The 24,731-nt window shown below is 66.3% G+C and carries 23 protein-coding genes; 6 read left to right on the forward strand and 17 right to left on the reverse strand.

Annotation, left to right across the window (positions count from 1 at the left end; translation table 11 throughout):
- Window positions 1–61: 61 nt before the first annotated feature.
- From C8K36_RS17870 to C8K36_RS17880, 4 genes are all read left to right on the forward strand, one after another.
- Window positions 62–787: a TetR family transcriptional regulator gene (locus C8K36_RS17870; protein WP_107985866.1), complete on the forward strand. Its 726-nt coding sequence runs from the start codon at window positions 62–64 to the stop codon at window positions 785–787.
- Between the two features lie 160 nt (window positions 788–947).
- Complete coding sequence (locus C8K36_RS17875) at window positions 948–2,105, forward strand: acyl-CoA dehydrogenase (RefSeq protein ID WP_107985867.1); 1,158 nt, start codon at window positions 948–950, stop codon at window positions 2,103–2,105.
- 169 nt (window positions 2,106–2,274) lie between these two features.
- Window positions 2,275–2,415: a hypothetical protein gene (locus C8K36_RS24860; protein WP_181319623.1), complete on the forward strand. Its 141-nt coding sequence runs from the start codon at window positions 2,275–2,277 to the stop codon at window positions 2,413–2,415.
- Window positions 2,416–2,563: 148 nt separating this feature from the next.
- Window positions 2,564–3,412 (forward strand): 3-hydroxybutyryl-CoA dehydrogenase, encoded by an 849-nt coding sequence (locus C8K36_RS17880; protein ID WP_107985868.1) that lies wholly within the window; start codon window positions 2,564–2,566, stop codon window positions 3,410–3,412.
- Window positions 3,413–3,478: 66 nt separating this feature from the next.
- On the opposite strand, the gene C8K36_RS24865 is transcribed toward C8K36_RS17880, so the two are convergent.
- From C8K36_RS24865 to C8K36_RS17905, 6 genes are all read right to left on the reverse strand, one after another.
- Window positions 3,479–3,616: a hypothetical protein gene (locus C8K36_RS24865; protein WP_181319624.1), complete on the reverse strand. Its 138-nt coding sequence runs from the start codon at window positions 3,614–3,616 to the stop codon at window positions 3,479–3,481.
- Between the two features lie 748 nt (window positions 3,617–4,364).
- Entirely contained in the window at window positions 4,365–4,586 is a 222-nt protein-coding gene (locus tag C8K36_RS17885) for a hypothetical protein (RefSeq protein ID WP_107985869.1), read from the reverse strand.
- A 2-nt stretch (window positions 4,587–4,588) separates the two neighbouring features.
- Complete coding sequence (locus tag C8K36_RS17890) at window positions 4,589–5,737, reverse strand: Rieske 2Fe-2S domain-containing protein (protein ID WP_107985870.1); 1,149 nt, start codon at window positions 5,735–5,737, stop codon at window positions 4,589–4,591.
- A gap of 139 nt (window positions 5,738–5,876) precedes the next feature.
- Window positions 5,877–6,470 (reverse strand): RsiV family protein, encoded by a 594-nt coding sequence (locus C8K36_RS17895; protein ID WP_258195478.1) that lies wholly within the window; start codon window positions 6,468–6,470, stop codon window positions 5,877–5,879.
- Between the two features lie 248 nt (window positions 6,471–6,718).
- On the reverse strand, window positions 6,719–7,084 hold the full coding sequence (locus C8K36_RS17900) for a hypothetical protein (protein ID WP_258195479.1): 366 nt from the start codon (window positions 7,082–7,084) through the stop codon (window positions 6,719–6,721).
- Window positions 7,085–7,371: 287 nt separating this feature from the next.
- Window positions 7,372–7,467, reverse strand: a complete 96-nt coding sequence (locus C8K36_RS17905; RefSeq protein ID WP_420910903.1) for an Ltp family lipoprotein — start codon at window positions 7,465–7,467, stop codon at window positions 7,372–7,374.
- Window positions 7,468–7,620: 153 nt separating this feature from the next.
- Between C8K36_RS17905 and C8K36_RS17910 the strand changes: the two genes are divergently transcribed.
- Window positions 7,621–9,084 carry an MFS transporter gene (locus tag C8K36_RS17910; protein WP_107986048.1) on the forward strand — a complete coding sequence of 488 codons (1,464 nt, stop codon included), beginning with the start codon at window positions 7,621–7,623 and terminating at the stop codon, window positions 9,082–9,084.
- A 10-nt stretch (window positions 9,085–9,094) separates the two neighbouring features.
- On the opposite strand, the gene C8K36_RS17915 is transcribed toward C8K36_RS17910, so the two are convergent.
- From C8K36_RS17915 to C8K36_RS17950, 8 genes are all read right to left on the reverse strand, one after another.
- Window positions 9,095–10,513 carry an amidase gene (locus C8K36_RS17915; protein ID WP_107985873.1) on the reverse strand — a complete coding sequence of 473 codons (1,419 nt, stop codon included), beginning with the start codon at window positions 10,511–10,513 and terminating at the stop codon, window positions 9,095–9,097.
- A 99-nt stretch (window positions 10,514–10,612) separates the two neighbouring features.
- On the reverse strand, window positions 10,613–11,602 hold the full coding sequence (locus C8K36_RS17920; protein ID WP_107985874.1) for an ABC transporter ATP-binding protein: 990 nt from the start codon (window positions 11,600–11,602) through the stop codon (window positions 10,613–10,615).
- The gene (locus C8K36_RS17925; protein WP_107985875.1) at window positions 11,602–12,675 is read right to left on the reverse strand and encodes an ABC transporter ATP-binding protein; all 1,074 of its coding nucleotides are present in this window, start codon (window positions 12,673–12,675) and stop codon (window positions 11,602–11,604) included. Before C8K36_RS17925 ends, C8K36_RS17920 begins: the two co-directional genes overlap by 1 nt.
- Window positions 12,672–13,784: an ABC transporter permease gene (locus tag C8K36_RS17930; protein ID WP_107985876.1), complete on the reverse strand. Its 1,113-nt coding sequence runs from the start codon at window positions 13,782–13,784 to the stop codon at window positions 12,672–12,674. The genes C8K36_RS17925 and C8K36_RS17930 overlap by 4 nt, the downstream gene beginning before the upstream one ends.
- Complete coding sequence (locus tag C8K36_RS17935) at window positions 13,777–14,730, reverse strand: ABC transporter permease (protein ID WP_107985877.1); 954 nt, start codon at window positions 14,728–14,730, stop codon at window positions 13,777–13,779. Before C8K36_RS17935 ends, C8K36_RS17930 begins: the two co-directional genes overlap by 8 nt.
- A 65-nt stretch (window positions 14,731–14,795) precedes the next feature.
- Window positions 14,796–16,409 (reverse strand): ABC transporter substrate-binding protein, encoded by a 1,614-nt coding sequence (locus C8K36_RS17940; protein ID WP_107985878.1) that lies wholly within the window; start codon window positions 16,407–16,409, stop codon window positions 14,796–14,798.
- Window positions 16,410–16,441: 32 nt separating this feature from the next.
- Window positions 16,442–18,097: an amidohydrolase gene (locus C8K36_RS17945; RefSeq protein WP_107985879.1), complete on the reverse strand. Its 1,656-nt coding sequence runs from the start codon at window positions 18,095–18,097 to the stop codon at window positions 16,442–16,444.
- Between the two features lie 148 nt (window positions 18,098–18,245).
- A complete protein-coding gene (locus tag C8K36_RS17950; protein ID WP_107985880.1) occupies window positions 18,246–18,956 on the reverse strand; it encodes a GntR family transcriptional regulator in 711 nt (236 codons plus the stop codon).
- Between the two features lie 531 nt (window positions 18,957–19,487).
- Between C8K36_RS17950 and C8K36_RS17955 the strand changes: the two genes are divergently transcribed.
- Window positions 19,488–21,092: an ABC transporter substrate-binding protein gene (locus C8K36_RS17955; RefSeq protein WP_107985881.1), complete on the forward strand. Its 1,605-nt coding sequence runs from the start codon at window positions 19,488–19,490 to the stop codon at window positions 21,090–21,092.
- Between the two features lie 171 nt (window positions 21,093–21,263).
- On the opposite strand, the gene C8K36_RS17960 is transcribed toward C8K36_RS17955, so the two are convergent.
- The 3 genes from C8K36_RS17960 to C8K36_RS17970 all read right to left on the reverse strand — a co-directional run bounded on the left by C8K36_RS17960 (window position 21,264) and on the right by C8K36_RS17970 (window position 24,655).
- Window positions 21,264–22,988: an N-acyl-D-amino-acid deacylase family protein gene (locus C8K36_RS17960; RefSeq protein ID WP_107985882.1), complete on the reverse strand. Its 1,725-nt coding sequence runs from the start codon at window positions 22,986–22,988 to the stop codon at window positions 21,264–21,266.
- Window positions 22,981–23,970 (reverse strand): alpha/beta hydrolase, encoded by a 990-nt coding sequence (locus tag C8K36_RS17965; RefSeq protein WP_258195480.1) that lies wholly within the window; start codon window positions 23,968–23,970, stop codon window positions 22,981–22,983. The genes C8K36_RS17960 and C8K36_RS17965 overlap by 8 nt, the downstream gene beginning before the upstream one ends.
- Window positions 23,971–24,034: 64 nt before the next feature.
- Entirely contained in the window at window positions 24,035–24,655 is a 621-nt protein-coding gene (locus tag C8K36_RS17970; protein WP_107985883.1) for a TetR/AcrR family transcriptional regulator, read from the reverse strand.
- Window positions 24,656–24,731: the final 76 nt, after the last annotated feature.

The raw sequence follows: 24,731 nt of genomic DNA on the forward strand, positions 1-24,731 counted from the left end.
GTATCCGCCCGCCTGGCAGCGCGGTAAAGATGGGCTGGTCAGCCCGTGGATACTGGCACGCATGAGTGAGCGCGGCGAGGGCACGGGACCCGACACGAACGGCGACACCGCGGACTTCCGGGTGCACGTCGCGACCCAGGCCATCCGGCTCTTCGCCGAGCACGGATACGAGGCGACCACCGTCGATCAGATCGCCGCGGCCGCGGGCGTCTCGCGGCGCACCTTCTTCCGCCAGTTCCGGTCGAAGGAGGACGTGATCTTCGCCGACCACGAATCGCTCATCGAGCAGGCGTCCGCGTATCTGGCCAGCACGGTGGTGGACCCGTGGGAGGCGGTCTGCGAGGCCGCCCACCTGGTGTTCGACCGGTATCGCGAGAACCGCGAGCTGTCGGTGCGGCGCTACCAAGTGGTCCAGCGCGTGCCGGCGCTGCGCGACCGCGAACTCGTCACCGGCTACCGATACGAGCGCGTGTTCAGCGACTACCTCCGGGACGCCGTGCCGTCGGCGCCGCCTCTCGACGTCGTCGGTTTCACGGCGAGCGTGACGGCGTGCCACAACCACCTGCTCCGGGCGATGATCCGCGGTGACGAACACGCAACCCCGGAGGCACTGCGGGACGCACTGGCCGACATCCGACGCAAGTTCGTCCCCGGTGCCCCCGTGCACGAACCCGCGACCACAGCGGCCCCGGGCGAGATCGTGACGGTCGTGACGTACCCGGCGGGAACACCGGCGGACGAGGTGGCCCGGCAGGTCCGCCGACAACTCGAGGCTCGCCATCCTTGACTGGCACTAAGTGCCATGCTTGACTGGGATCATTCGTGGACGTACGTGCGCGATCGGTGAAACATGCCGTCAAGTACGCCACGGCCAGCCCAACCCGGCTTGGCACTGAGTGCCCGACGACTCGGTGCCGCCGACCGCACGCACGACGAGGAGCGTCCCCATGTCCGGCAATCCCGATTTCCCCCTCTTCCAGCTGAACGAGGAGCACGACGAGCTGCGGGCCGCGATCCGCGCACTGTCCGAGAAGGAGATCGCGCCGTACGCGAAGGAGGTCGACGAGAAGGCCCGCTTCCCCCAGGAAGCTCTGGCGGCGCTCGTCAGCTCCGGCTTCAACGCCGTCCACGTCCCCGAGGCATACGACGGCCAGGGCGCCGACTCCGTCGCCTCCTGCATCGTGATCGAGGAAGTCGCCCGCGTCTGCGGCTCGTCCTCGCTGATCCCCGCCGTCAACAAGCTCGGCACGATGGGCCTGATCCTCAAGGGCTCCGAGGATCTCAAGAAGCAGGTGCTTCCGCAGATCGCGGAGGGCGCGATGGCGTCGTACGCCCTCTCCGAACGTGAGGCCGGCTCCGACGCCGCGAGCATGCGCACCCGCGCCAAGGCCGACGGCGACGACTGGATCCTGAACGGCTCCAAGTGCTGGATCACCAACGGCGGCCAGTCCACCTGGTACACCGTGATGGCCGTGACCGACCCCGACAAGGGCGCCAACGGCATCTCCGCATTCATGGTCCACAAGGACGACGAGGGCTTCGTCGTGGGACCGCTCGAGCACAAGCTGGGCATCAAGGGCTCGCCCACCGCCGAGCTGTACTTCGAGAACTGCCGCATTCCGGGCGATCGGATCATCGGCGAGCCCGGCACCGGCTTCAAGACCGCCCTCGAGACGCTCGACCACACGCGCCCCACGATCGGCGCGCAGGCACTCGGCCTCGCCCAGGGCGCGTTCGACGCCGCACTCGCATACACCAAGGACCGCAAGCAGTTCGGCAAAGCGATCGCCGACTTCCAGAACACCCAGTTCATGCTCGCCGACATGGCGATGAAGATCGAGTCGGCCCGTCTCATGGTCTACACCGCGGCCGCACGGGCCGAGCGTGGCGAGAAGAACCTCGGCTTCATCTCTGCCGCCGCGAAGTGCCTGGCCTCGGACGTCGCGATGGAGGTCACCACCAACGCCGTCCAGCTGTTCGGCGGCGCCGGCTACACCACCGACTTCCCGGTGGAGCGCATGATGCGCGACGCCAAGATCACCCAGATCTACGAGGGCACCAACCAGATTCAGCGTCTGGTCATGTCACGCGCACTGCTCAAGTGACGCACAGTTCCGCTGCGACGGTTCCCTACCGGGTATCCCGGGCGTTCAATGAGGGGACGGCGCCTGTGGTGCCGCGGTAGGTGACAGCACGGTTCGAACCGGGAACTGCTTTCCAGGCAGGCCGTTCGGGGGCCGGCACCGTGACCGACGCAGGAGGAGTTGATTACGCATGGGATCGATCAGCATTCTCGGAGAACTGGTGGACGTTCTGGGCCAGCTCATGACCATCATGGGCGGCCAGGGCCAAGGCGGCAATATCGGAGGAGGCGCCGGTATCGGCGGTCTGGGAGGCGGCAGCCTCGGCAGCTGACCGGATCGTCGACACCCGCACTGCCCGTCACCCCGGCCTCGGAACTTCCGACGCCGGGGTGACGGTTGCACGACGCCGGATAGCAGAATGACCGTGAAAGCACGTCGCCCGACCGGCGGCGTGAAGAGACGACAGTGGAGATTCGACTGTGGAGCTAGTTGGTGTGATCGGTGGCGGCACGATGGGTGCCGGAATCGCTGAGGTGTGTGCCAAGGCCGGAAGCAACGTCCTGATCCTCGAGACCAAGCAGGAGTTCGCCGACGCCGCCCAGGCCCGCATCGCGAACTCGATCGGCAAGGGCGTCGCCCGCGGCAAGATCACCCAGGAGGAGGCGGACGCCGCCATCTCCCGGGTGCGCGTGACGCTCGACATCGAAGAGTTCGCGGACCGCGACCTCGTCATCGAGGCCGCGCCGGAGATCGAGGCTCTCAAGTTCGACATCTTCGGCAAGCTCGACAAGATCGTGAAGCCGTCGGGCATCCTCGCGACCAACACTTCGTCGATCCCGGTCATCAAGATCGCCAAGGCGACCCAGCGTCCGTCGCAGGTCGTCGGCGTGCACTTCTTCAACCCGGTGCCGGTGATGCCGCTGGTCGAGATCGTGGTCAGCCTCGTCACGTCGGAAGAAACCGTTGCAGCCGTGACGGACTTCGCACGCAACACCCTGGGCAAGAAGGCTGTTCGTGCGGGCGACCGCGCCGGCTTCATCGTCAATGCCCTGCTGATCCCGTACCTGTGCGACGCGGTTCGCATGCTCGAGTCGGGCTACGCGTCCGCCGAGGACATCGACGACGCAATGAAGGGCGGCTGCGGCTACCCGATGGGTCCGCTCACCCTGCTCGACACCGTCGGCCTCGACGTCGCGCTCGCTGCGGCCGAGTCGCTGCATGCCGAGTTCGGTCAGCCGCACTACGCACCGCCGGCCCTGCTCCGCCGCAAGGTGGACGCCGGCCAGCTCGGCCGCAAGACCGGTCAGGGCTTCTACAGCTACAAGTAGAGACTGCGTAACGCCCTCCGGCCCACATCCCTTGACGGATGCGGGCCGGAGGTGTTCTGACGAAGATCAGGCGGTGGGGAACAGCACACCCAGCGCACCGATCACCGACAGGATCGCGCCGATGCCACCGATGACGGTGCCGACGCCGCTGACGACCGGCTGGATCTGCTTGAGCAGGGCGAGATCTGCGGTGGAAGAACCCATGTCGAAAACTCCTCACAGTGAATGATGTGCCCGCGCGGTGTCACGCGGACGGGTGCTGCACGGCGCTCACGAGACTAGTTGCGAGATCCGGGCAGAGATTCTGCGAGACAGTCGATTTCACTTCCGACCTGCTCGAATCTCCGTGAGTAATATTCACGTGACCCGGCAACGATTCCGGAACGATCGAGTGTCGAGCAGGCGAACAGCAGCGGTCGACTGAGTGCTCGAGGGTGGGCAAACCGGTCAATTCGCCTGCTGTCGCCGTCGATTCACCTTGTTGTCCCCCGAGCGACGAACTCCCGGTCGAGATGTCCACGGCGCACCACGAGAGCATCAGGCACGGCCGTCCATCCGCCTACAATCCGGGCATGGACCACTACGTCAGACGGGAACCGACCCCGCGGCCGGATTCTGAGCCGTCGGCGACTCGGTCCCGGTTCCGGTGGATCCGGGCGGGTATCGCTTTCCTTCGGCCGACAAACTTGCTCCGCGACCGGCCCGCCAGCGGGTACTCGTCGCTGACTCCTCGCCGTTCCGACCGAACACGTACGAAGATTTTCCCGTTCAACGGCAGCGGCTCGGGCCGGTAACACTGTTGCCGCAAGGGTTGTCGCGCTGCCGCAGGGGTTGTCAGTACCGACTCGCCATGCGGTACTCGCAGAACCCCTGCGGCAACCAGCGCCTGGGTACCGAAACGACAGCGCCCCCACCGCGAACGGTGAGGGCGCCGATGTGGGGCGTGTGGATGTCAGCCGTCGAGAACGGTGATCCGCCCGTCGACGGCCGCCTGTGCGATGGAGTCCTGCATCGCCGGGCAACTACGCGCGCACGACGCAGGACCTGTCGCGTCCTCCCCCAGTTCCAGACAGGCGGCGCGTGCCTCCGCCGTCCACTGGACCGACGTGTGCTGCCAACTGTTCTTGGTCACCAGCACTCGGCAGCCGCAGCGGCGGCATTCGACGGATTCCACGACTACGCCTGCGACGCGGCAGCGCGGCGTGCCAGATTGTCGGCCACTTCCTGCTTCCACGCCTCGACAGGTTTGGTGGTATCGAGTTCGAACTCGAAGCGGTCCACCATGTCCGACGTCACGTCGGCGACGTCGACATAGAACTGCTCGTACCACCGACGCAGCTGGTAGACCGGGCCGTCCTCGTTGGTCAGCAGCGGGTTCTCGATCCGGGTCTTGTTCTTCCAGATCTCGATGTCCTGCTCGAAGCCGATCCCGATGTAGCCGGTCATCGCGTCGACGAGCTGGTCCGCGATGTCGGCGGGCACCTGCTCGGTCTTCTTCACCGAGATGCCGTACATGAGCACGAACTTGTCCGGGGCGATCGGGTAGTGGCAGTTGATGAGGACGGACTCCACGTCGTACCGGTCGTAGTGGTAGATCAGGTCGTCGATCATGAAGGACGGACCGTAGTACGCGGCAACGGATGTGTTGCCCACCAGCTTCGGGACGTCGGGGTCGGTCCACTCGGTGACATCCTCGCGGCCGACACCCTTCTGCTCCTGGATCGCGACGTGGCCCTCGAAGACGTTCTTGAAGTACGTCGGGAACGAGTAGTGCACGTAGAAGAAGTGCGCCATATCGACGACGTTGTCGACGATCTCACGGCAATTGGTGTCGATGACCAAAGACTTCCACTGCCAGTCGGTCCACTCGGCGTCGTCGCTCCGCATCGCAGGAATCGTGACCTCGGGCGGCGGCGGATTCCCCTCCGGGTCGTTCCACACGAACAGCAGGTCGTCCTGCTCCATCGTCAGCCATGCCCGCGTCTTCGCCACCGGGGGAACGCGTCGCGCGTAGGGGATATCGGTGCATTTGCCGTTGCCCGCCCAGCGCCAGTCGTGGAACGGACACGCGACGGTGTCGCCCTTGATCTCGCCCTGACTCAGGTCGCCGCCCATGTGCCGGCAGTACGCGTCGAGGACCTTCAGATCGCCCTTGCTGTCGGCGAACACCACGAGCTTGGTGCCGAACGCCTCGACCGAGTGCGGCTTGCCGTCACGGAAACCGTCGACGAGACCCAGGCAGTGCCAGCCGCGGGCGAAACGAGCGGGCGGCGTGCCCTGCTCGATGATGCGGATCTCGTCGGTGTCGACATCCACGGAAGTCATGGGTGAGTCCTTTCGTTCAGCGGCGCGCGCAACGGGCTGTGCTGGTGCCCCGCTCGAACTTCCAATCTCCTTTCTCGCGAGCTCGCGATCCAGGGATCCTCCCGTTGAACGGTCATTCGATCAGCGCCCGAGGTCCGGGTCAGCTCGAGACCACTCCGACGAGGCCCGGCGCGGCGACATCGGTCAATCGATTCCACGGAACCGTCACGTCGATCAGGCCGATCGCGTGCGGCCCCACCTGGTAGTCGGTGAAATGGATCTCCATCCCCGCCGGGGTCGCCACCCAGTTCGCGAAGTTTTCGCTCTTCGGTTCGATGCCCTCGCGCACGAAGTCGGGGCCCGCAGCGGTGTCCGGGAGGAGTAGCGCCGACTCCTGCGACAGCCGGTTCAGTCCGGCCTGCAGGTCCGGAAACAACCGCTCGAGCGTGATCGGCTGGGCATCGTCGGCGTCGATCACGACCGTCGCAACCAACGGTGTGGGGTGTGCGCCCGGCGGGTCGGCATTCCACGAGGTGACCAGGAGCCCGCTGACCACCCGGGATCCGATGTGCACCACTGCCGACCGGTCGGTGGATTCGAGGGTGAACCGATCGGCCGGCCAGCCGTCGATCTGGTCCTGCAGCGCGGCGCGCATCGATTCGTCGAACTCGTCGGAGACGGCCGGGTCCCCTCCCTCGATCTGCGGGACCAGGACGTCGTAGCTCGCCTGCCCGTTGGCGCCCACGACGCGCACGGATGTTGCGGTGTAAGCAGTTTCGACTACCGGCGTGGGCGTAGATTGCGTCGTCGGAGCCGCGGACATCGCAGGTTCCGGTGCCTGCGCAGTGTCGTCCGTGGTGCCCGAACAGGCCGCCGTGGCGAGGAGAGTCCCTGACACCAAGGTCGTGACGGCTACCCGGAAGATCACAGTGTTCGCCATCGCCCCATCATCACTCGCGGCGCCGCCGACGGCTCGGCAACGCCGCGAGGGCGGTTACACGGTCACGCACACGTCGGCGAGGTGAGTCCCGCCAGCCCGACGATGCCGCACGCGTTGTCCTGCGTCAGCTTCCACACGCCGTCCTCTGCGACGAAATTGATGATGCTCTCGGGTGCCGGCTGGCCGTCGAGCGTCATGACGACGGTGGCCGCCACCATGCCGTCGCCGAGGTCGGTCACATCGGTCACCAGAGCGGACGCCTTGTTGACCCTCGCCGCCTCGACCACCCGGTCGATGAGCGCAGGATCCGCCTGCGCGCCCTGCACGAGCGTCATCTTCTCCGCTGCGGGCACCGCCTCGTCGAACGCGCGGGACAGGTTCGCATTCAGCTCGGCGGACGTCGGCGCCGCGATCGGCTGCGCCGTCACCGTCGCGGCCGTCGTCGGCCCGGGGGCAGAACTCGGACCGGGATCGGGGTCAGGCGGCTCCGAACAGGCGGCGGTCGCGAGCACCACACCACACAGGAGCGCCAGCGCAGCCGCCCGCCGATTTTGCTTCGCCCCACCACGTATCGAGAACATGTCGCTCCACTCGTCGATTTCCCTCCGAATGCGCAACGGTAGGAGTCGCGGTGTTGCCGCCGTGGCCGTTACGACGGCGCGGCGTGCAACTCTTACCGTCTCCTCACGAATCGCGAGGAGACGGCCTGTCCCCGTCAGTACGCCGCATTGGCTCCGTATTCGGCCTGCGCACGCGTGTAGCCCTCGAACTCCAGCTGCTCGATCAGTCCCGACTTCGAGAACGACGTCATCTCGAGGTATAGATTCCCCCTGTTCCGTGACGGGCTGTCGAATCGCTGTGTGCGGGTATCCGGGGTCTGATTTACCAGACACAACCGACAGACCGGTTTCAAATGCTCGAACCGGCCTTCCCGTGGCGTCCCGTCGCGAGCACCATCGAAGACATGACCGCTCCGGCGCTCCACCTGAAATCGTCGCGAGGACGGTGGGTCGTAGCCGCGACCGTGCTCGGCTCGTCACTCGCGATGCTCGACGGCACCGTCGTCAACGTCGCCCTCCCCCGCATCGGCGAGGACCTCGGCGCGGAGGTGGCGGGGCTCCAGTGGGTCCTCAGCGGCTACACGCTGACGCTTGCGTCTCTGATCCTGTTCGGTGGCGCCCTCGGCGACCGGATCGGACGCCGGCGCGTCTTCGTCTGGGGAACCGTGTGGTTCGCGATCGCGTCCGGATTATGCGCTCTCGCACCGAATGTCACGGTCCTCGTGGCAGCCAGACTGCTCCAAGGGGTCGGCGCGGCGCTGCTGACCCCGGGCAGCCTGGCGATCATCTCCGCGTCCTTCGACGACGACGATCAGGGTGCGGCGATCGGACTCTGGTCCGGGCTCGGCGGGGTCGCGGCGGCCGTCGGTCCGCTACTCGGCGGCTGGCTCGTCGAGATTGCGGGGTGGCGCTCGGTGTTCCTCATCAACCTTCCGCTCGCGGTCGCGGTGGTGTGGGTGTCGGCGCGGCACGTACCCGAGACCCGCGATCCGCACCCGCCGGAACGGCTCGATATCCCCGGATCGACTCTGGCCGCCCTCGCGTTGGGCGCGCTCACCTACGGACTGATCGAGAAGGCCTGGTGGGCGGCCGCGGCCGGCATCGTGGTGATGGCGGCCTTCGTCGTGGTCGAGCGACGGTCCCGGTCCGCCCTGGTGCCCGGGAAACTGTTCGCGTCGCGGGTGTTCGTCGCCGCCAATCTGGTGACCCTCGCGGTCTACGCGGCGCTCGGGGGTGTGTTCTTCCTGTTGCTGCTGCAACTGCAGATCGTGTCCGGCTACTCGCCGCTCGCCGCCGGTGTCGCGTCACTGCCGATCACGATCCTGATGCTGCTGCTGTCGTCGCGCGCGGGACGCTGGGCTCAGGTGCACGGACCACGGATTCTCATGACCGTCGGGCCACTGCTCGGCGCCGCCGGATTGCTGCTGATGCTGCGCATCGGGCCCGACGCGTCGTACCCGACGCAGGTCCTGCCCGCCGTCCTCGTCTTCGGGTTGGGCCTGTCCGCACTCGTCGCCCCGCTCACCGCGGCCGTCCTCGGCTCGGTGTCGTCCGATCAGGCCGGCGTCGCCTCCGGGGTGAACAACGCGGTGGCCCGAACCAGTCAACTACTCGCCGTGGCCGCGCTGCCGGCGCTCGCCGGAATCGGTGCCGACGCACTCGGCGACCCCGAGGCGTTCGCGTCCGGATTCCGGATCGCGATGCTCATCTGCGCCGGACTGCTCCTGATCGGTGCCGCGATCTCGGCGGTGATGATCCCCCGGCACGTCCCGGTCAGGGTGCAGGAAACGGAGACGGCGGGCGAGGACGTCGCGTGCCAACCGCACTGCGACGTCACCGCACCCGCCGTTCAACCACCCACTCGCTGACGCGAGCGACTCAGCCCGCCACCGGAGGCCACACCGTCGCGGTGCTCCACGGATACGCGGCCTCCAACTGCGACGCGACCCGGATCAGCAGGTCCTCACGGCCGTGGCCGGCAACGAGTTGCGCACCCAACGGCATTCCGGACGAATCCTTGCCCAGCGGAAGCGAAATCGCCGGCTGCCCGCCGCTGTTGAACGGTGAGGTCAATGCCCCGTAGATGCCGGCGTGCTTCCACATGGCTTCGAGGTTCATCGCGTCCAACAGCCCCAGCTCCGGAGTGGGCGCACCGAGCGTCGGCGTGAGCAGCAGGTCGTACTCGGTGAAGAACCGGCCGATCTCACGTCCGGTCAACTCGAGTGCCGAGTAGGCCGCGGACAGATCGGTGACGGACTGCGACTTGCAGCGCTCGTACTGCACACGCGCCATCGTCTCGAGGTCGTCATCGCGCAGTTCCCGGCCGAGTTCGGCCAACCGCCGATCGATCTCGACGGCCATCGACGCCGACATCAGGTACTGCATCGCCGCCCCGAGAGCTTCCGGATGGAACACCGGAGTGGCGGTCTCGACACGATGCCCCAGCTTCTCGAGCAGCACGCCGACATCGGTTGCGACCGTGGCACAGTCCGGGTGGGCGGGCTCCCCACCGGGCAGGGTGGTGGTGATGCCGATGCGGAGCGTGCCGGGGTCCGCACCGACCTCGGCGACGAACGGGCGTGCGGGCGGCGCGATGCCGAACGGTGCGCCCACCGCCGGGCCCGACGTGAGATCGAGCAGCAGCGCAGTGTCCCGGACGCTGCGGGTCACGGCGTGTTCCACTGCCATCGGGCCGGAGAGCGGCGCCTCCGACGGCATCCGACCGCGCGACGGCTTGAGGCCCACGAGACCGTTCGCGGAGGCCGGGATTCGGATGGACCCGCCACCGTCGCTGGCGTGTGCGGCGGGCGTGATACCCACCGCGACAGCGGCGGCCGCGCCGCCCGAAGACCCACCGACGCCGTGTGTGAGACGGCGCGGATTACGCGTCGGCCCGAACAGGACGGGCTCGGTGCTCGCGTTCTGGCCGAACTCGGGGGTGTTGGTCTTGCCGATGATGACGAGACCGGCCCGCCGATACCGCGACACCAACTCGGTGTCGCGTTCGGCCACTCGGCCCGCGAACAGTCGCGACCCGTTCGACGTGGCCATGCCGGCGACGTCAGCGTGCAAATCCTTGATCAGGAAGGGGATTCCGCGCAGCGGTCCGTCCGGCAGGCCCGCGTCGACCTCGGCCAGGGCCTGCTCGGCCCGATCGGCCACCACGGCGTTGACCGCCGGATTGCGTTCCTCGAGCCTGCGCAACGAGAACTCCACCACCTCGCGCGCGGAGACGTCGCCGTCGCGAATCGAGCGAGCCAGACCCGTCATGTCCTGATCGTCGAACAGATTCTCCATCGATCCCGACCTCTCCCGTCATACGCGTTTTGCGCACTTACCGCTCCCCGGAGGCCGGGGATTTCGCGGTAAGTGCGCAAAACGCGGGTTGTGTATGTGTCAGACGTTGTGGCATGCCACGTAGTGGCCTGCCTCGACTTCCCGCAACTGTGGTTCCTCGGCGGCGCAGTGGTCGGTGGCGAGGGGGCAGCGGGTGCGGAACCGGCAGCCCGACGGAGGGTTCAACGGCGAGGGGAGATCCCCCTCGATCAGCGGCGTGGTGTCCGCTTCGCCGCGGTGGACGTCGGGATCGGGAATCGAGGCCAGCAACAGCTGCGAATACGGGTGCAGAGCGCGGGTTTCCATGTTCCGGCTGGGGGCGATCTCGCATACCTTGCCCAGGTACATGACCATGACGCGGTCGCTGATGTTCTTGACCACGGCCATGTTGTGGGCGATGAAGATCATGGTGAGCTCGAACTCGGTCTTGGTCTGTTCGAGCAGGTTGAGGATCTGCGCCTGGACGGACACGTCGAGGCTCGAGACGGGTTCGTCGCAGATCAGGATCTTCGGCTTGAGCATCATCGCCCGGGCGATGCACACGCGCTGGCACTGGCCGCCGGACAACTCGCCGGGCAGGCGGTCCCACACCATGTCGGGGTCGAGTCCGACGGCGGCGAGGGTTTCGCGGCCGATCTGCTCGAGGCGCTCCTTGTTGTGCTGACCCCACATGCGCGGGCCCTCGGTGACGAGGTGCTTGACCTTGCGGCGCGGGTTCAGCGAGGAGATCGGATCCTGCATGATCATCTGCATCTGCGCCCGAATCTTGCGCAGCGCAGACGGACTGAGCTTGGTGAGCTCGACACCGTCGATGGTCACGCTGCCCGACTTCGGCGCCGGCAACTGCAGGACGGCGCGGCCGGCAGTGGACTTGCCGCAGCCGGATTCGCCGACGATGCCGAGGGTTTCGCCCGGCAGCAGGTCGAAGCTGATGTTCGACACTGCGTGCACGGTCTGTCCGCGGCCGGCCGGGAACTCGACGACGAGGTTCTCCACGGCGAGGACGGGCTTGTCTTGCGCGCGCAGGTGCGCCACTCCACTACCGGCCATCAGATGCTCTCCACTTCCAGCTCACGATCTTGTGCACCCACGACGGCAGGCACTCCGAGGTCGGCGATACCGGTGCCGTCCAGGGGGAAGTGGCAGGCGACCTCGTGGGGGTGGCGTGCGCCGGCGGTGTCCGGGGACGCCGTCAGCGCCGGTACAGACTCCCGGCAGACGGCCTGCGCGTACTTGCACCGGGATGCGAACGAGCACCCGGTCGGCGGCTTCGTCATGTCGGGCAGACCACCGTCGATGGACTCGAGCCGGGTGTGGGGCTCCTGCTCGAGACGCGGCACCGCCGCCAACAGCGCTTCGGTGTAGGGGTGGCGCGGATTGGCGAACAGCTGCCGGGTCGGCGCCGTCTCCACGATGCGACCCGCATACATCACCGCGACCCGATCGGTCTGTCCGGCGACGACTCCGAGATCGTGACTGACGAGGATGCCGGCCATGCCCATCTCGGTGCGCAGCGCGTCGAGCAGTTCGAGGATCTGCTTCTGCACTGTGACGTCGAGGGCGGTGGTCGGCTCGTCCGCGATGGTCAGCTTCGGGTCGCACGCGAGTGCCATCGCGATCACCACACGCTGACGCATACCACCGGACAACTCGTGCGGATACTGGTCGATCCGCCGCGTCGGCTCCGGGATACGGACCGTACGGAGCAGCTCGATCGCCCGCTCTCGCGCCTGCTTCTTGTCCACACCCAGGTGCGCACGCAGCGATTCGGTGATGTGGGTGCCGATCTTCTTGAACGGGTTCAACGCCGACATCGGGTCCTGGAAGACCATCGCGATGTCATTGCCCCACATCTGCTGCTGATCCTTGCGGGTCAGCGTCTGCATGTCGCGGCCCATGAACCGCACCTCGCCGGTGACAGTTGTGCCGCCGCCGTTCGAGACCAAACCCATGATGGTCTGGCCGAGAACGGACTTCCCGGACCCGGATTCACCGACAAGACCGAGGGTCTCGCCGGCGTCGAGTTCGAGGCTGACCTGCTCGACGGCCCGCAACTGTCCACGCTTGGTGCGGAACCTCGTCGACACACCGTCGACTGTGAGGATCGGTTCGTTGCTGGTCACAGTTTCACCTCCCGGGTTCCACCGGTCTTCTTCTGGGCCTTCTCACCGACCATGTTGAACGAGAACACCGTCAGGAACAGGAACATGCCGGGCACCAACACGATGTACGGGTGCTGTTCGAACACGTTGCCCTGACCCTCGGAGATCATGTTGCCCCACGTCGGTGACGGCGGCTGGATACCGAGTCCGAGGAAACTCAGTGATGCTTCGGCGACGATCATCACCGAGATCATCACCATGCCGAGCGAGAGCAGCGGCAGCGCGACGTTCGGGGCGATCTCCCGCAGCATCACCCGCCATCTCGTGGCACCCATTGCCCGTGCCGCCAAGACGAATTCACGTTGCGAGAACACCAGAGTGTTTGCTCTCGCTATTCGCACCATGCTCGGTATCGCGAGCACCGCCAGCGCCAGCGAGACGTTGCGCAGGTTCGGCTTGAGCACCGAGGCGAGCGCGATCAGCAGGATCAACGCCGGGACCGCGAGCAGCGAGTTCGTGAAGATTCCGACGATACGGTCGACCCAGCCACCGAAGTAGCCGGCCAGGATACCGATCGCTCCGCCGATCAGGATGCCGATCGCGACCGCGGCGACCGCCACGATCAGCGACGAGCGGGCACCGTAGATCGAGCGTGCCAGCATGTCGAGACCGAAATTGTTGGTGCCCAGAGGATGCGACGAGAACAGACTCGGCTCCGCGTAGCTCTTCGCGGCAAGGGTCTTGGTGGTGTCCTGGTGCTCGGCCAACGGCAGCAGCGGCGCCGCGAGCGCGGCCACGATCAACACCGTCAACCACGCACACGAGAGGATGAACGTGAGATCGAAATCCGATCCGAACCGCGCCAACCCGATCCGCCGCACACCCATGTAGAGGGCGATCAGGCCGATCACGAAGATCGCCACCCGCGCACCCATCATCAGCATCGGCGCCAAACCGATACCCGCCGCGATCACACCCACGACGGTCAGGATCACCCCGGTGCGATACAGGTTGCGGCGCTCGGACAGATCCTTCGCGTTCGCCAACTCCTCGGCGCCCGCATCGTCGAGGGCACGGCCCGTGATCGCCGGCATGTCGACATCGATGTCGTCAATCTTGATCTCAGACATGGGCTCGTCGGCTCCTTGGGTCGAGGTATCCGTAGGAGATGTCGATGACACCGTTGGCCACCACATAGATCAGGGCGATCACCAGCACCGCGCCCTGCACCATCGGCATGTCGCCCTGCTGCGCGGCGCGCACGATCAGCGACCCCATTCCCGGCAGCGAGAACAACGTCTCCACGATCACCGTGCTACCGATCATCGACCCCAGCACGATGCCGAGCATCGTGATCAGCGAGAACGACGACGGCCGCAGCGCGTCACTGAACAACAGTCGCGCATTCGACATGCCCTTCGCCTTCGCGACCAGGATGAAGTTCTCCTTCAGCGTCATCACCAGATCGCTGCGCAGGATCCGGATGAACATCGCCATCTCCAACAAGCTGATCGTGATCGCCGGAAGGATCGCGTGATAGAGATTCTGTCCCAGCCCTTCCGAGACCCGCACCCACTGCGAGCGCGGGAACCATCCCAGGTAGTTGACCATCACCATGATCAACAGCAGGCCCGACAGGAACGACGGGATCGACAGCACACCGAACGTGCACGCGCTGATCGCACGATCGATCCAACCGCCCTGATGACGCGCCGAGTACATTGCCAGCGGCACCGCCACCACCAGCGCGATGAACAGGCCCATCACCGCCAGCTGCACACTGACCGGGATAGCGGCACTGATGCTTTCGGTCACCGGGCCCTGCGGCGGCACCATCGACTGCCCCAGATCACCCTGCAGGGCGCCCGACAACCAATCCCAATACCGCGTGAAGAAGGGATCGTTCAGTCCCATGTCCGCCCGCGCCTGCGCGTACTCCTCCGGCGTGCGTCCCTCACCGAGCATCGCGACGGACGGATCACCCGGGATGAGCGAAACGAGTGCGAACGTGCCGAGACTGACGACGAAGAGCACGACGATAAGCTCGATCACCTTGTCGATCACGGTTCTCGTCATCGCCTCATCGCCTCCTTCCTGTATTCATGGGGCGCCCCAATCTGAGTTTCTTGATGGATCCGAATCTATGACGCGGAATCCGAAGTGAGCCAAGCATTCCCGAAGAGCAGGATGCCGTCGGCGCTGGGCGTGATCCCGTGTGCGTCCGTGCTCCACGGGAGGAAGTACTTGCCGCTGTTGACCACGAGCATCGGATTCGTCTCGTTCACGACGGTCTGGATGTCCTCGACCACCTTGCGGCGGTCGTCGTCGGAGGGCGCGGTCTGCAGCTTGCCGAGGAGTTCGTCCATCTGCGGGTTCTTGTAGCCCAGAACATTCGACGACGATTCGCTGAAGAGGTTGCCGTAGAGACGGACGAAAGGCGACTCGTCGAGAATGTTGAAGCCCGCGTATCCGATGTCGTAGTCGTGCTGGGCGTACATGCGCTTGACGAGGTCGTTGATGCTCGTCGCGTACACGATGTCGACGGTGAAGCCGACGGCCTGCAGCATCGACTGGAAGGCCAACGCACTGCTCTGTGTCGCCGGATCGTTCAGACCGACGTAGGTGAGCTTGCCGTCGTACCCGTCAGCCTTGGCTTCCGACAGATACTTCTTCGCCGCCTCCGGGTCGTAGCCGCTGCCGGCAACGTCGCCGTGCCACTGCGACCACGACTGGAACATGTCGCTGCCCGGCATCCCGTAGCCGCCCTCGACGCGCTGGTTGAACGTCTCCGGGTTGAAGCCGGCGACGATCGCTTTACGAACGCGCTCGTCCGAGGCGGCTCGGCCTTCACGCTGATTGATGTTCCCGACGCCACCCATGTTCACGGTGTAGACGTAACCGACGTCGCCCGCTTCGAGCGCGTTGTGGACCACTTCCGCGCCGCGCAGGTAGGCGGCCTGGATGCCGCCGGTGTGCAGTGCGTCGAGTTTGCCCTGCTCGCTGACGATGGCAGGGAAGCGGAGCTTCGCCAGGTGCGGCTGGCCGTCCCAGTAGCTCGGGCGGGCAGCGAGAACCAACTCGTCCTGCGACGCGAACTTCTCCACCGTGAACGGGCCGGCGCCGATGGGCGCGAAAGTGCCGGAGGCCATCGACGACGGGGCGACGATCATGCCGGGGCCCGTCGTGAACATGATCGGGAACTCGTTCCACGGCTGCTTCAGCGTGAAGACCACCGTCGACGAGTCCGGCGACTGGATGTCGGCGACCGTCGCCTTCCACACCTGCGAATGCGTGGCCTTCTTCTCGAGGTAGTGGTTGATGCTCCACTGCACCGCCGCCGCATCCACCGGGGTGCCGTCGCTGAATGTCGCGCCGGAACGCAGCTTCAGCGTCCAGACGGTGTTGTCGCCGTTGGCTTCCAACGACTCCGCGAGCTGCGGTTGGTATTCCTTGGATTCGGGGTCGTATCGCATCAACAGGTCGTAGATCGCCGCCATCTCGCTGCCGCCGGTGGCACCGCCGTCCTGGCGATCGGCCGGATCGAGACTGCTCACGCCGTTGTACGTCGCGTACGACAAGGTGCCACCGGATACCGGATCGCCGCCGTCCGCCTGGTCACCGACGAGTCCGGTCGTCACCGACGACGCGTCTGTCGACGAGCCGGAACCGCCGCCGGCGCAGCCCGCCAGCAGGACGGTTGCCGCGGTGAGCGCGGTCAGGATCGTCCCTGCCCGGGCCAACGAGGATCGTGTCATTCGTGCCTACTTCCGTCGAAGTCGAAACGCAACTAGTGAAATTCGGAATCGGCCGCGTACACGACCTGTCCCGCGACCACGGTCGCGAGAACCGCGATGTCCTTGATCTCCGACGGATCGACAGCTGTCGGGTCCGCGTCGAGCACCACGAAGTCGGCGAACAGCCCGGGCGCAATCGCACCCTTGGCCTCGGACTCACCGCCGAGGCGAGCCGCCGACGATGTGTAGCCGGCCAGCGCGGTCTCGGCGTCCAATCGCTCCTCGGGTCCGAGGACGGCACCACCGCGCGTGACGCGATTGACCGCGGTGTGGATCGTGAACAGGGGGTTGACCGGGGTGACCGGACTGTCGCAGTGCAGCGCGAACGGAACCTGTGCCGCAGTGATCGATGCCAGGGGGCTGATCCGGCTACCCCGCTCCGGACCGAGGAATCGGTCGCGGTGCCGATCGCCCCAGTAGTAGACGTGGTTGACGAACACCGACGCGGACACACCCAGTTCACGCATTCGCCGAATCTGATCGTCGCGAAGAGTCTGCACGTGTTCGAGCCGGTGCTGCAGGCCACCCGGCAGCTGCACTCCGCCGGCAGCCGCGAACGCCTTCTCGATGGCGTCGAGTGCAAGGTCGATGGCCCGGTCCCCGTTGGTGTGGATCGCGACCTGGCGACCCGCCTCATGACACCGGCGCACCATGTCGTCGAGGTCGGCCGGCGGAATCGCCATTTCACCGCAATGACATTCGCCGAGATCGTGATAGGGCTCGGTGAGCGCTCCGGTGTGCAACTGGATCGAGCCGTCCGAGATCAGCTTCACGCCCCCGACCGCGAGGTGGTCGTGCTGCTCGTCACGGTCGTCGCCCTCGACACTGAAACCCTCGAGAGTTCCGAACCCCATGTAGAGGCGACCGCGGAGAATCAGATCACCCGAGTCGAGAAGACGTCGGTACGAGTCGACCATCGCGGGGGTCACGAACATGTCGTGGAAGCTCGTGACGCCGACGGAGGCCATCTGCTGCAGAGCACGCCGCAGACCCTCATCCATGTCGTCGCCCGACGGCATCACTTCGTCCGGTGCGGCCACGAGTCGCATCGCGGGAATCTCGCGGAACTCCCCGGTGGGATCGCCCGCCGAATCGCGTACGACGACACCTCCCTCCGGCTCCGGTGTCGTGCGATCGATTCCTCGACTCCGCAACACGAAGGAGTTGACATACAGCCCGTGCCCGGACAGGTGGCGCACCACGATCGGATGCTCGGCTCCGACGCGGTCGAGATCTGCCGTCGTGAGTCCCCGGTCCTCGGCGACGAGGCTGTCGTCGAAGCCTGTGGCCGCGATCTGCTGCCCGGGCGGAGTGACCGCCGCGCGGGCCGTGAGTGCGACGATCAGTGAATCGATGTCGGGGCAGGCGTCCGATCCGGCATCCACCGTGGCGCTGTTCATTCCCGACATGTGCGGGTGCACATGGGTTTCGATGAATCCCGGAGCGGCGGTGCGCCCTCTCAGGTCGACGATTTCGGTGTCCGGACCGGCGAGCGCGCGGATCTCGGCATCCGATCCGACAGCAGCGAACCTACCGCCGGCGACGGCAAATGCCGTGGCGGGCGGGGAGCCCGGAGCCTGCAGCACGACGCCGCCCACATGGATCCGGTCGATGACCGCATCGGCCCTGGTCGTCGCACTGCGGTCCAACGTTTGACTCCCTCATGAGATGTACGTCACAGGCCGTTTTGAAGAGGCTAGCGCACAATAGAATTCATGTCATTACCTGGGTACCGCTACTCCCGGGTAGCTTTTCACCGACCCGGTCGCCGTCGCCCGCCGAACCTGAGCTGCCCGATCAGTCGGTCGACAGTTGCACGCCCACCGACGTCATGATGCGGTACCGATCTGCCGGATGCGTGTGAATGCCGACAGCCTCGAGCAAGCCGTTCGAGTTGACGTGTCGATGCGTGACAACCAGTGCGGCACTTCCGTTCTCCGCATCCAGAGCATGCGAGAGGTCGGAGGAAAGCACGGCGCCGCTCACCACCTGCTCGATGCGTTGCCGAACCAGGTTGCCGATACCGAACTCGCCGGTCATCACCATCTGTCGATGCGGTAGGTCGGACCGCAGATACACCTCACTCCAGCAGATCGGGGGCAGAGCCGAGCCTCGCACGATGCGTGGGCCGGAAACGCAGTACCACTCCGATTCGGTCGGCACCCCGATCCTGTCTGCCAAATAGTTGTCTGCCACAACGATCTTCGCGATCGGATCGACGATCCGCGTCCGCTCGACGAACGCGAGCATTCCGATACTGCTGGTGACGAAAGCCTGGTGTCCTGCGACGGGATCCGGGGCCTCCACTGTCGTGCCCGCTCCGCGACGCCGGCTGATCATCCCCGCATCCTCGAGGTGCTTGAGCGCCTGCCGGACCGTGCCACGGGCGAGGGAGCGGGTCTCACACAGTTCGAGTTCGGTCGGCAACTTGTCGCCCACCGTGAACTCCCCCGACTGGATCCGCGAAATAAGGTCCTGCGCGAGCAGCACATGCTGCGGGTCCGTCACGGAACGGAGGCTCTCCGCCCGTTCGAGGACGCGGATAACACACGAGCCACGAGGTACATCAAGGAAGTCCTCTCCGTCTGACGCCAGCCGCTGTCGGTCGCGCAGGACCTCACCGCGGCCGCGCGGGAACCATCCGCGACAGAGGCGAGAACTTTGTCTATACAAATCTGCGTTCTCGACAATCTAGGACACCCGTCTTGGTTCCACAAGACTTTTGGTGAAATTCATTTCGGTTGATTTTCGGGGGTGCGGCATCGGCGCACAGCGCGCCCCGCGCGGCCGGGAAAGAGAGCCCTGAATACCGCTGTAACGCTGCAGAATCACCAGTTCTCGCGATTCCTTGTGGACGTCCGTTCTGCAAGCTAGAGTCCGTTTCTGCAACCACCCCGACTGCATCGAATTTCGGTGCACTCGGCCTCGTCGACCGGACAACCAGTCCCGTCGAATCCGAGATTCAGTTCGATCATCCGGGCGGGCCATCCGGCCCGCACCGTTCGGCAGGCGACGACCCCTGACCGTGGAGGTTGGTAAATGAAGAAGTATTCGAGAAGGCTCGCCCGCACGATGGCCGTCACCGTCGTCGGCGCGGTCGCGCTCGCCGGCTGTGCGTCGTCGGAGAGTTCCGACGAGAACACCGGGTCCGCCGCGACGACGACGGCCTACGGGATCCTGGGCGACCAGGGCGACGGTGGCACCCCGGTGTCGGGCGGAACACTCAGCTTTGCGTCGTACGCACCCGTCACGAGCCTCGACCCGGCAATGACTCAGCCCGCCGGCGCGACCGGCGGCACCGAGATGGCTGCCGTGTACGACGTCCTGATGCGATACGACTCGAAGTCACAGAGCTTCGAGCCGCAGTTGGCGAAGTCGTTCGAGGAGAGCCCCGACTTCCTGACCTGGACGCTCAAGCTCCGCGACAACGTCAAGTTCAGCGACGGAACCCCGCTGAACGCCGACGCGGTGGTCGCCAGCATCAACCGCTACAACCAGCGGCGCGGCGGAAACTCACAGGTCTACACCCAGATGGTCGAAAGCAACGTCGCGTCGGATCCGTCGACAGTGGTCTTCACCCTGAAGCAGCCGTGGCGCACGTTCCCGGCGATGCTCGCCTACGGTCACGGCATGATCGTGGCGCCGACGTCGCAGCAGGGCGACAAGTTCAACCCGATCGGTGCCGGCCCGTTCACGCTCGTCAGCCTCCAGCCTCAGCAGGAGCTTCAGCTCAAGGCCAACGCCGACTACTGGGGTGGCGCACCGAATCTCGAAGGTCTGAAGTTCGTCGCCATCGCGGGTGAGCAGCCCAAGGTGGATGCGCTGAAGACCGGCGGCATCGACATGGCCTACCTACGCAACGCGCAGACCGTGAATGCCGCGAAGGCGGAGTTCCCGGGGTACGTCGACACCACGAGCATGTCGATGGTCGGACAGCTCAACGGTGCACCCGGCCGCCCGGCCGCCGATCCGCGCGTCCGTCAGGCGATCGCGTACGCAGTCGATCCCGAGGTCCTCAACCAGCGCGTGCGCGAGGGCCAGGGCATGCCCGGCACCGACATGTTCCAGCCGTGGTCCGAGTGGTTCGGCAACGTCAGCGGCATCACCCCGAACGCCACCAAGGCCAAGGAACTGGTCGACCAGGCCAAGGCCGACGGCTTCAACGGGAAGCTGACCTATGTCGGCGTCAACGACCCCGATGCTCAGAAGATCGCGTTGGCGGTCCAGGCTCAGATGAACGCGGTCGGCTTCGACGTCGCGCTCGAGTACACCAGCAGCATCACCGACATGGTCAAGCGTCTGTACATCGACCGCAACTACGACATGAGCTACGGCGCGTACAGCGTCGCCGACGTCGCTCCCGAGATCCGGCTCTTCAGCTCGCTGTCGAGCACCTCGACGAACAACATCCTGGGCTACAAGAGCCCGCAGATGGACGCCCTGCTCGGTAAGGTGCTCTCGGCTCCGGACGAGACTGCCAAGCGCGCCGCGATCGTCGAGGTCCAGAACCTCGTGAACACCGATCAGCCGTTCCTGTCGTGGGGCGCCGGCGTCAACTACGTCGCGTGGACACCGGACGTGTACCGGGCCAACCCGACCGTCGACGGAATCATCCTGTTCGACAAGGCATTCCTGAAGAAGTAGTCGCGACATCACCCCAGGGACTCTGATCCCCCGGGTCTGGTCCACACGGTCGCCGCAACACTCTCGACAGAGAGGTTGCGGCGACCGTGTCGTTTTCGGAGCACTGTGTCCGGTCGTAGAGCGTCAGGGGCACGTGGTGCGGTTCCGATGTGGAGAATGCCGTCCGGGAGGTCAGGGGGCGGCGGGAGCCTCCTGCGCACCACGCACCAGACGACCCGGCAGCGCACCGGTGTGGCGACCCTCTTCGACAACCACCTCACCCGCGACGACAGTGGCCACATAGCCGCTCGCAGTCTGCATGAGGCGGCGGCCGCCGGTCGGCAGGTCGTACAGCACCTCCGGATGATCGGCCTGCAGTCGGTCGAAGTCGATCACGTTGAGGTCTGCTCGATAGCCCGGGCGCACCTGCCCGCGGTCGAGGAGGCCGACGACGGCCGCGGTGTCGACGGTATGCCGCTTGATCAACCACTCGACAGGAAAGAGACCTCCTGCCTTGCGATCTCGACCCCAGTGTGTAAGAAGCGTGGTGGGGAAGCTGGCGTCGCAGATCGCGCCGCAGTGTGCACCGCCGTCGCCCAGAGCGGGGACGGTGTCCGGCCGGGCGATCATCTCCCGCACGGCCTCGAGATCACCGGCGGCATAGTTGAGCATCGGGAAGTACAGGAGTCCGCGTCCGTCCTGCGCCATCATCGCGTCGTACGCCACCTCCGCCGCCGGGACACCGGATCGCTCCGCCAGGGAGGCCACCGAATCCGCGGGTCCGGGTTCGTAGTTGGGCGGATCGCCCAGCAGGTACACCTGGTCGAACCTCGTCGACAGCCGCTCCACGAACTCACTCTCCGTCACCGGAGCCTCCGCGAGGAGGGCGGCACGAACTTCCGGCCGCCGCAGCTGCTCCACACGCTCCGCACGCGGCAGATCGGCGAGGGGCGCGTAACTCGGGTACGCCATGAAGGGGTGCCAGCTGAGCTCCCATCCGAGCATCACGCCGACGGCACGTGGAGCCACCTGGCCGGTGATCGGAATGTTCTTCTGCTCCGACACTTTCGCCAGTCCGTCCAGAAGATCGCGCCACTTGTCGGGCGCCCGGTCGCTCTGCACGATCGACACCGACATCGGCCTCTGTGCGGCCTCGACGATCGCGCCGACGAACTCCATCTCCTCCGGCTGGTCCATGAAATCGGAGATGAAGTCGATGACGCCCGCACCCGCCTTCGCCAGTCCCCGCGCCATCCCCGTGAGTTCCTCGCGCGATGCGGTCAGACTCGGAGTGGGCTCGCCCGCCGATGTCTTGTGCACCGCCGACCGTGACGTCGACCAACCGAGCGCACCGGCCTCGACCGCCTCGGCCACGAGGTCGGACATCCGGTCCATCTCGTCGGCGGTGGGGCGGGCCTGATGGTCACCGCCACGCTGACCCATCACGTAGGTGCGCAGTGCGCCGTGCGGCAACTGCGCGGCGAAGTCGATCGCATGCGGCGTGTCGATCGCGTCGAGGTAGTCGGGAAACGACTCCCAGTTCCACGTCATCCCCTCCGCGAGAACGCTTCCCGGGATGTCCTCGACTCCTTCCATCAGGCTGATCAGCCAGTCTCGCTGCTCCGGCCTGACGGGCGCGAAGCCGACGCCACAGTTCCCCATCACCACGGTCGTCACACCGTGCAGCGACGACGGGGTGAGCAGCGGATCCCACGTGACCTGACCGTCGTAGTGGGTGTGGATGTCGACGAAGCCGGGGGTGACGAGCAACCCCGACGCGTCGATCTCGCGGCGGCCCGGTTCGGTCACCTCTCCCACCGCCGTGATGCGCCCGTCGTCGACTGCGACGTCGGCCAGGACGGGCGGCGTGCCCGTTCCGTCGACGACGCGACCGCCGCGAATCACCAGATCATGCATTGTCGTCTCCCGAGATCGAATCCTGATGTGTGACTGCTTCTTCGACAAGGCGCGCCGCCGCGGCGGCGATCGCGCCTGCGGCCTCGTTCGCGGTCGGCGAGACCGCCGTGAACTGCAGGAAGCCGTGCGGCAGCGTGGGATACCGCAGTACCTCGACCGACGCGCCCCCGGCGGCCAGCCGCTCCGCATACTCGACGCCCTCGTCGAGCAGGGGGTCGTGACCGCCCACGACCACGACCGCGGGCGCGGCCTCAGCCAGGTCACGTGCACGGATCGGCGCGATGAGCGGGGAGGTTCGATCGGCCGGATCCGGGCAGTAGTGATCGAGGAACCACTGCATCTCCCGGGCTCCCAGGAAGACACCCGAATTGGCCTCGTACGACGCGCGGGTGAGATCGGAGTCGACCACCGGATAGATCAGCACCTGGCCGACCACATCGAATCCCTCGTCGGCGGCGAGGTTGGCGCTCACTGCGGCGAGGTTGCCGCCCGCGCTGTCCCCGGTGACGACGATGCGACGCGACAACTCCTCGGGCCCGCGCGTGACCCAGCGCAGCGCGGCGATCGCGTCGTCGATCGCCGCCGGGAACGGAGCCTCGGGAGCGAGACGGTAGTCCACGCTCACGACCGGCACGCCGGCAGTCTGCGCCATGCGGCGGCAGATGGCGTCGGCGTAGTCGAGATCGCCCGTGACCCAACCGCCGCCGTGAAAGTGGACGATGGTTGCGTCGCCCCGCGCCACCTCCGGGCGATAGAGGCGGACCGTGACGTCGCCGTTCACCGCATGGGTCGTGACCGACGCGACGTGCGGTCCGGCGGCACACGACTGCAGCGCGCCGCGGATCCGCTCGCGCGCGCCGTCGGGTCCCAGTTCCACCATCGGCGCGAGGCCGGCGCCCGCGACCGCGCCCGCGACCGCGTTCGCGACGGCCTGGAAGGCCGGGTCCAGTTCACTTCGATTGTCCTGCACCACTCTTGTCATGAACTAGAATCTAACTCTAGTCTGATGGTATGACAACGGTCACATCGAAGCGGTGGGCGGAGGCTCAGCCGGCAGGCGTAAAAATCATGTCGACGGTGCGGTCGAGCAGTCGGTGCACCTCGGCGACGTCCTGGCGCCCGAGCCCGAACAGGATCAGCTCGTGCGCGAGCACTGCGGTCACCACCGCCACGATATCCGCGGCATCCTCGTCCGGCAGATCGGTGAGGGTCTCCCGGTACGACTCGATCACCTGCGTCGAGAACTCGGCGAACAGCGCACACACGATCGGATCCGCGGACTGCCGCAGGAGGTTCTGCAGCCTCAGGTACGTCGGATACTCCTCGAACCGGTGCACCGAATGGTGCAGGCGTGTCCGGATGCGTTCGGCGGGCAACCACGTCGGATCGACGAGGCCCCCATGCTTGATCGGGTCGGTCGCCGACCACTCCCCCAGCACCGCGGCATACAGGTGTTCCTTGGACGAGAAATACCGGTACACCGTCCCGAGGGCCACACCGGAGCGTTCCGCGACATCGCGGATCTGGATGCGCTCGAAGTCGTCGGCCACCAACAACTCCGCGGCGGCGTCGACGATGCGCTGACGCCGCTCGCGCTGCCCCTTCGGAAGCAACGAGGGGTCGTGCAACGACGGCCTGCCCCCACGGTCCGGACCGCCAGTCCCCACGCTCCCACCCTTTCCACAACCCCGCGCGATCCGCGGGACACCAGCACTGCCTGCACCGATGCTACTGGCAGGCGCG

It is taken from the genome of Rhodococcus sp. OK519 (assembly GCF_003051005.1).
GTDB lineage: Bacteria > Actinomycetota > Actinomycetes > Mycobacteriales > Mycobacteriaceae > Prescottella.

What these genes read in the sequence shown, in the direction of transcription:
- C8K36_RS17910 (WP_107986048.1), top strand. Translation starts at nt 7,621, where the DNA reads ATGACCGCTCCGGCGCTCCACCTGAAATCGTCGCGAGGACGGTGGGTC.
- C8K36_RS17930 (WP_107985876.1), bottom strand. Translation starts at nt 13,784, where the DNA reads ATGTCTGAGATCAAGATTGACGACATCGATGTCGACATGCCGGCGATC.
- C8K36_RS17960 (WP_107985882.1), bottom strand. Translation starts at nt 22,988, where the DNA reads ATGCATGATCTGGTGATTCGCGGCGGTCGCGTCGTCGACGGAACGGGC.
- C8K36_RS17890 (WP_107985870.1), bottom strand. Translation starts at nt 5,737, where the DNA reads ATGACTTCCGTGGATGTCGACACCGACGAGATCCGCATCATCGAGCAG.
- C8K36_RS17955 (WP_107985881.1), top strand. Translation starts at nt 19,488, where the DNA reads ATGAAGAAGTATTCGAGAAGGCTCGCCCGCACGATGGCCGTCACCGTC.
- C8K36_RS17905 (WP_420910903.1), bottom strand. Translation starts at nt 7,467, where the DNA reads ATGACGTCGTTCTCGAAGTCGGGACTGATCGAGCAGCTGGAGTTCGAG.
- C8K36_RS17965 (WP_258195480.1), bottom strand. Translation starts at nt 23,970, where the DNA reads ATGACAAGAGTGGTGCAGGACAATCGAAGTGAACTGGACCCGGCCTTC.
- C8K36_RS24865 (WP_181319624.1), bottom strand. Translation starts at nt 3,616, where the DNA reads ATGGGTTCTTCCACCGCAGATCTCGCCCTGCTCAAGCAGATCCAGCCG.
- C8K36_RS17915 (WP_107985873.1), bottom strand. Translation starts at nt 10,513, where the DNA reads ATGGAGAATCTGTTCGACGATCAGGACATGACGGGTCTGGCTCGCTCG.
- C8K36_RS17875 (WP_107985867.1), top strand. Translation starts at nt 948, where the DNA reads ATGTCCGGCAATCCCGATTTCCCCCTCTTCCAGCTGAACGAGGAGCAC.
- C8K36_RS17920 (WP_107985874.1), bottom strand. Translation starts at nt 11,602, where the DNA reads ATGGCCGGTAGTGGAGTGGCGCACCTGCGCGCGCAAGACAAGCCCGTC.
- C8K36_RS17870 (WP_107985866.1), top strand. Translation starts at nt 62, where the DNA reads ATGAGTGAGCGCGGCGAGGGCACGGGACCCGACACGAACGGCGACACC.
- C8K36_RS17940 (WP_107985878.1), bottom strand. Translation starts at nt 16,409, where the DNA reads ATGACACGATCCTCGTTGGCCCGGGCAGGGACGATCCTGACCGCGCTC.
- C8K36_RS24860 (WP_181319623.1), top strand. Translation starts at nt 2,275, where the DNA reads ATGGGATCGATCAGCATTCTCGGAGAACTGGTGGACGTTCTGGGCCAG.
- C8K36_RS17935 (WP_107985877.1), bottom strand. Translation starts at nt 14,730, where the DNA reads ATGACGAGAACCGTGATCGACAAGGTGATCGAGCTTATCGTCGTGCTC.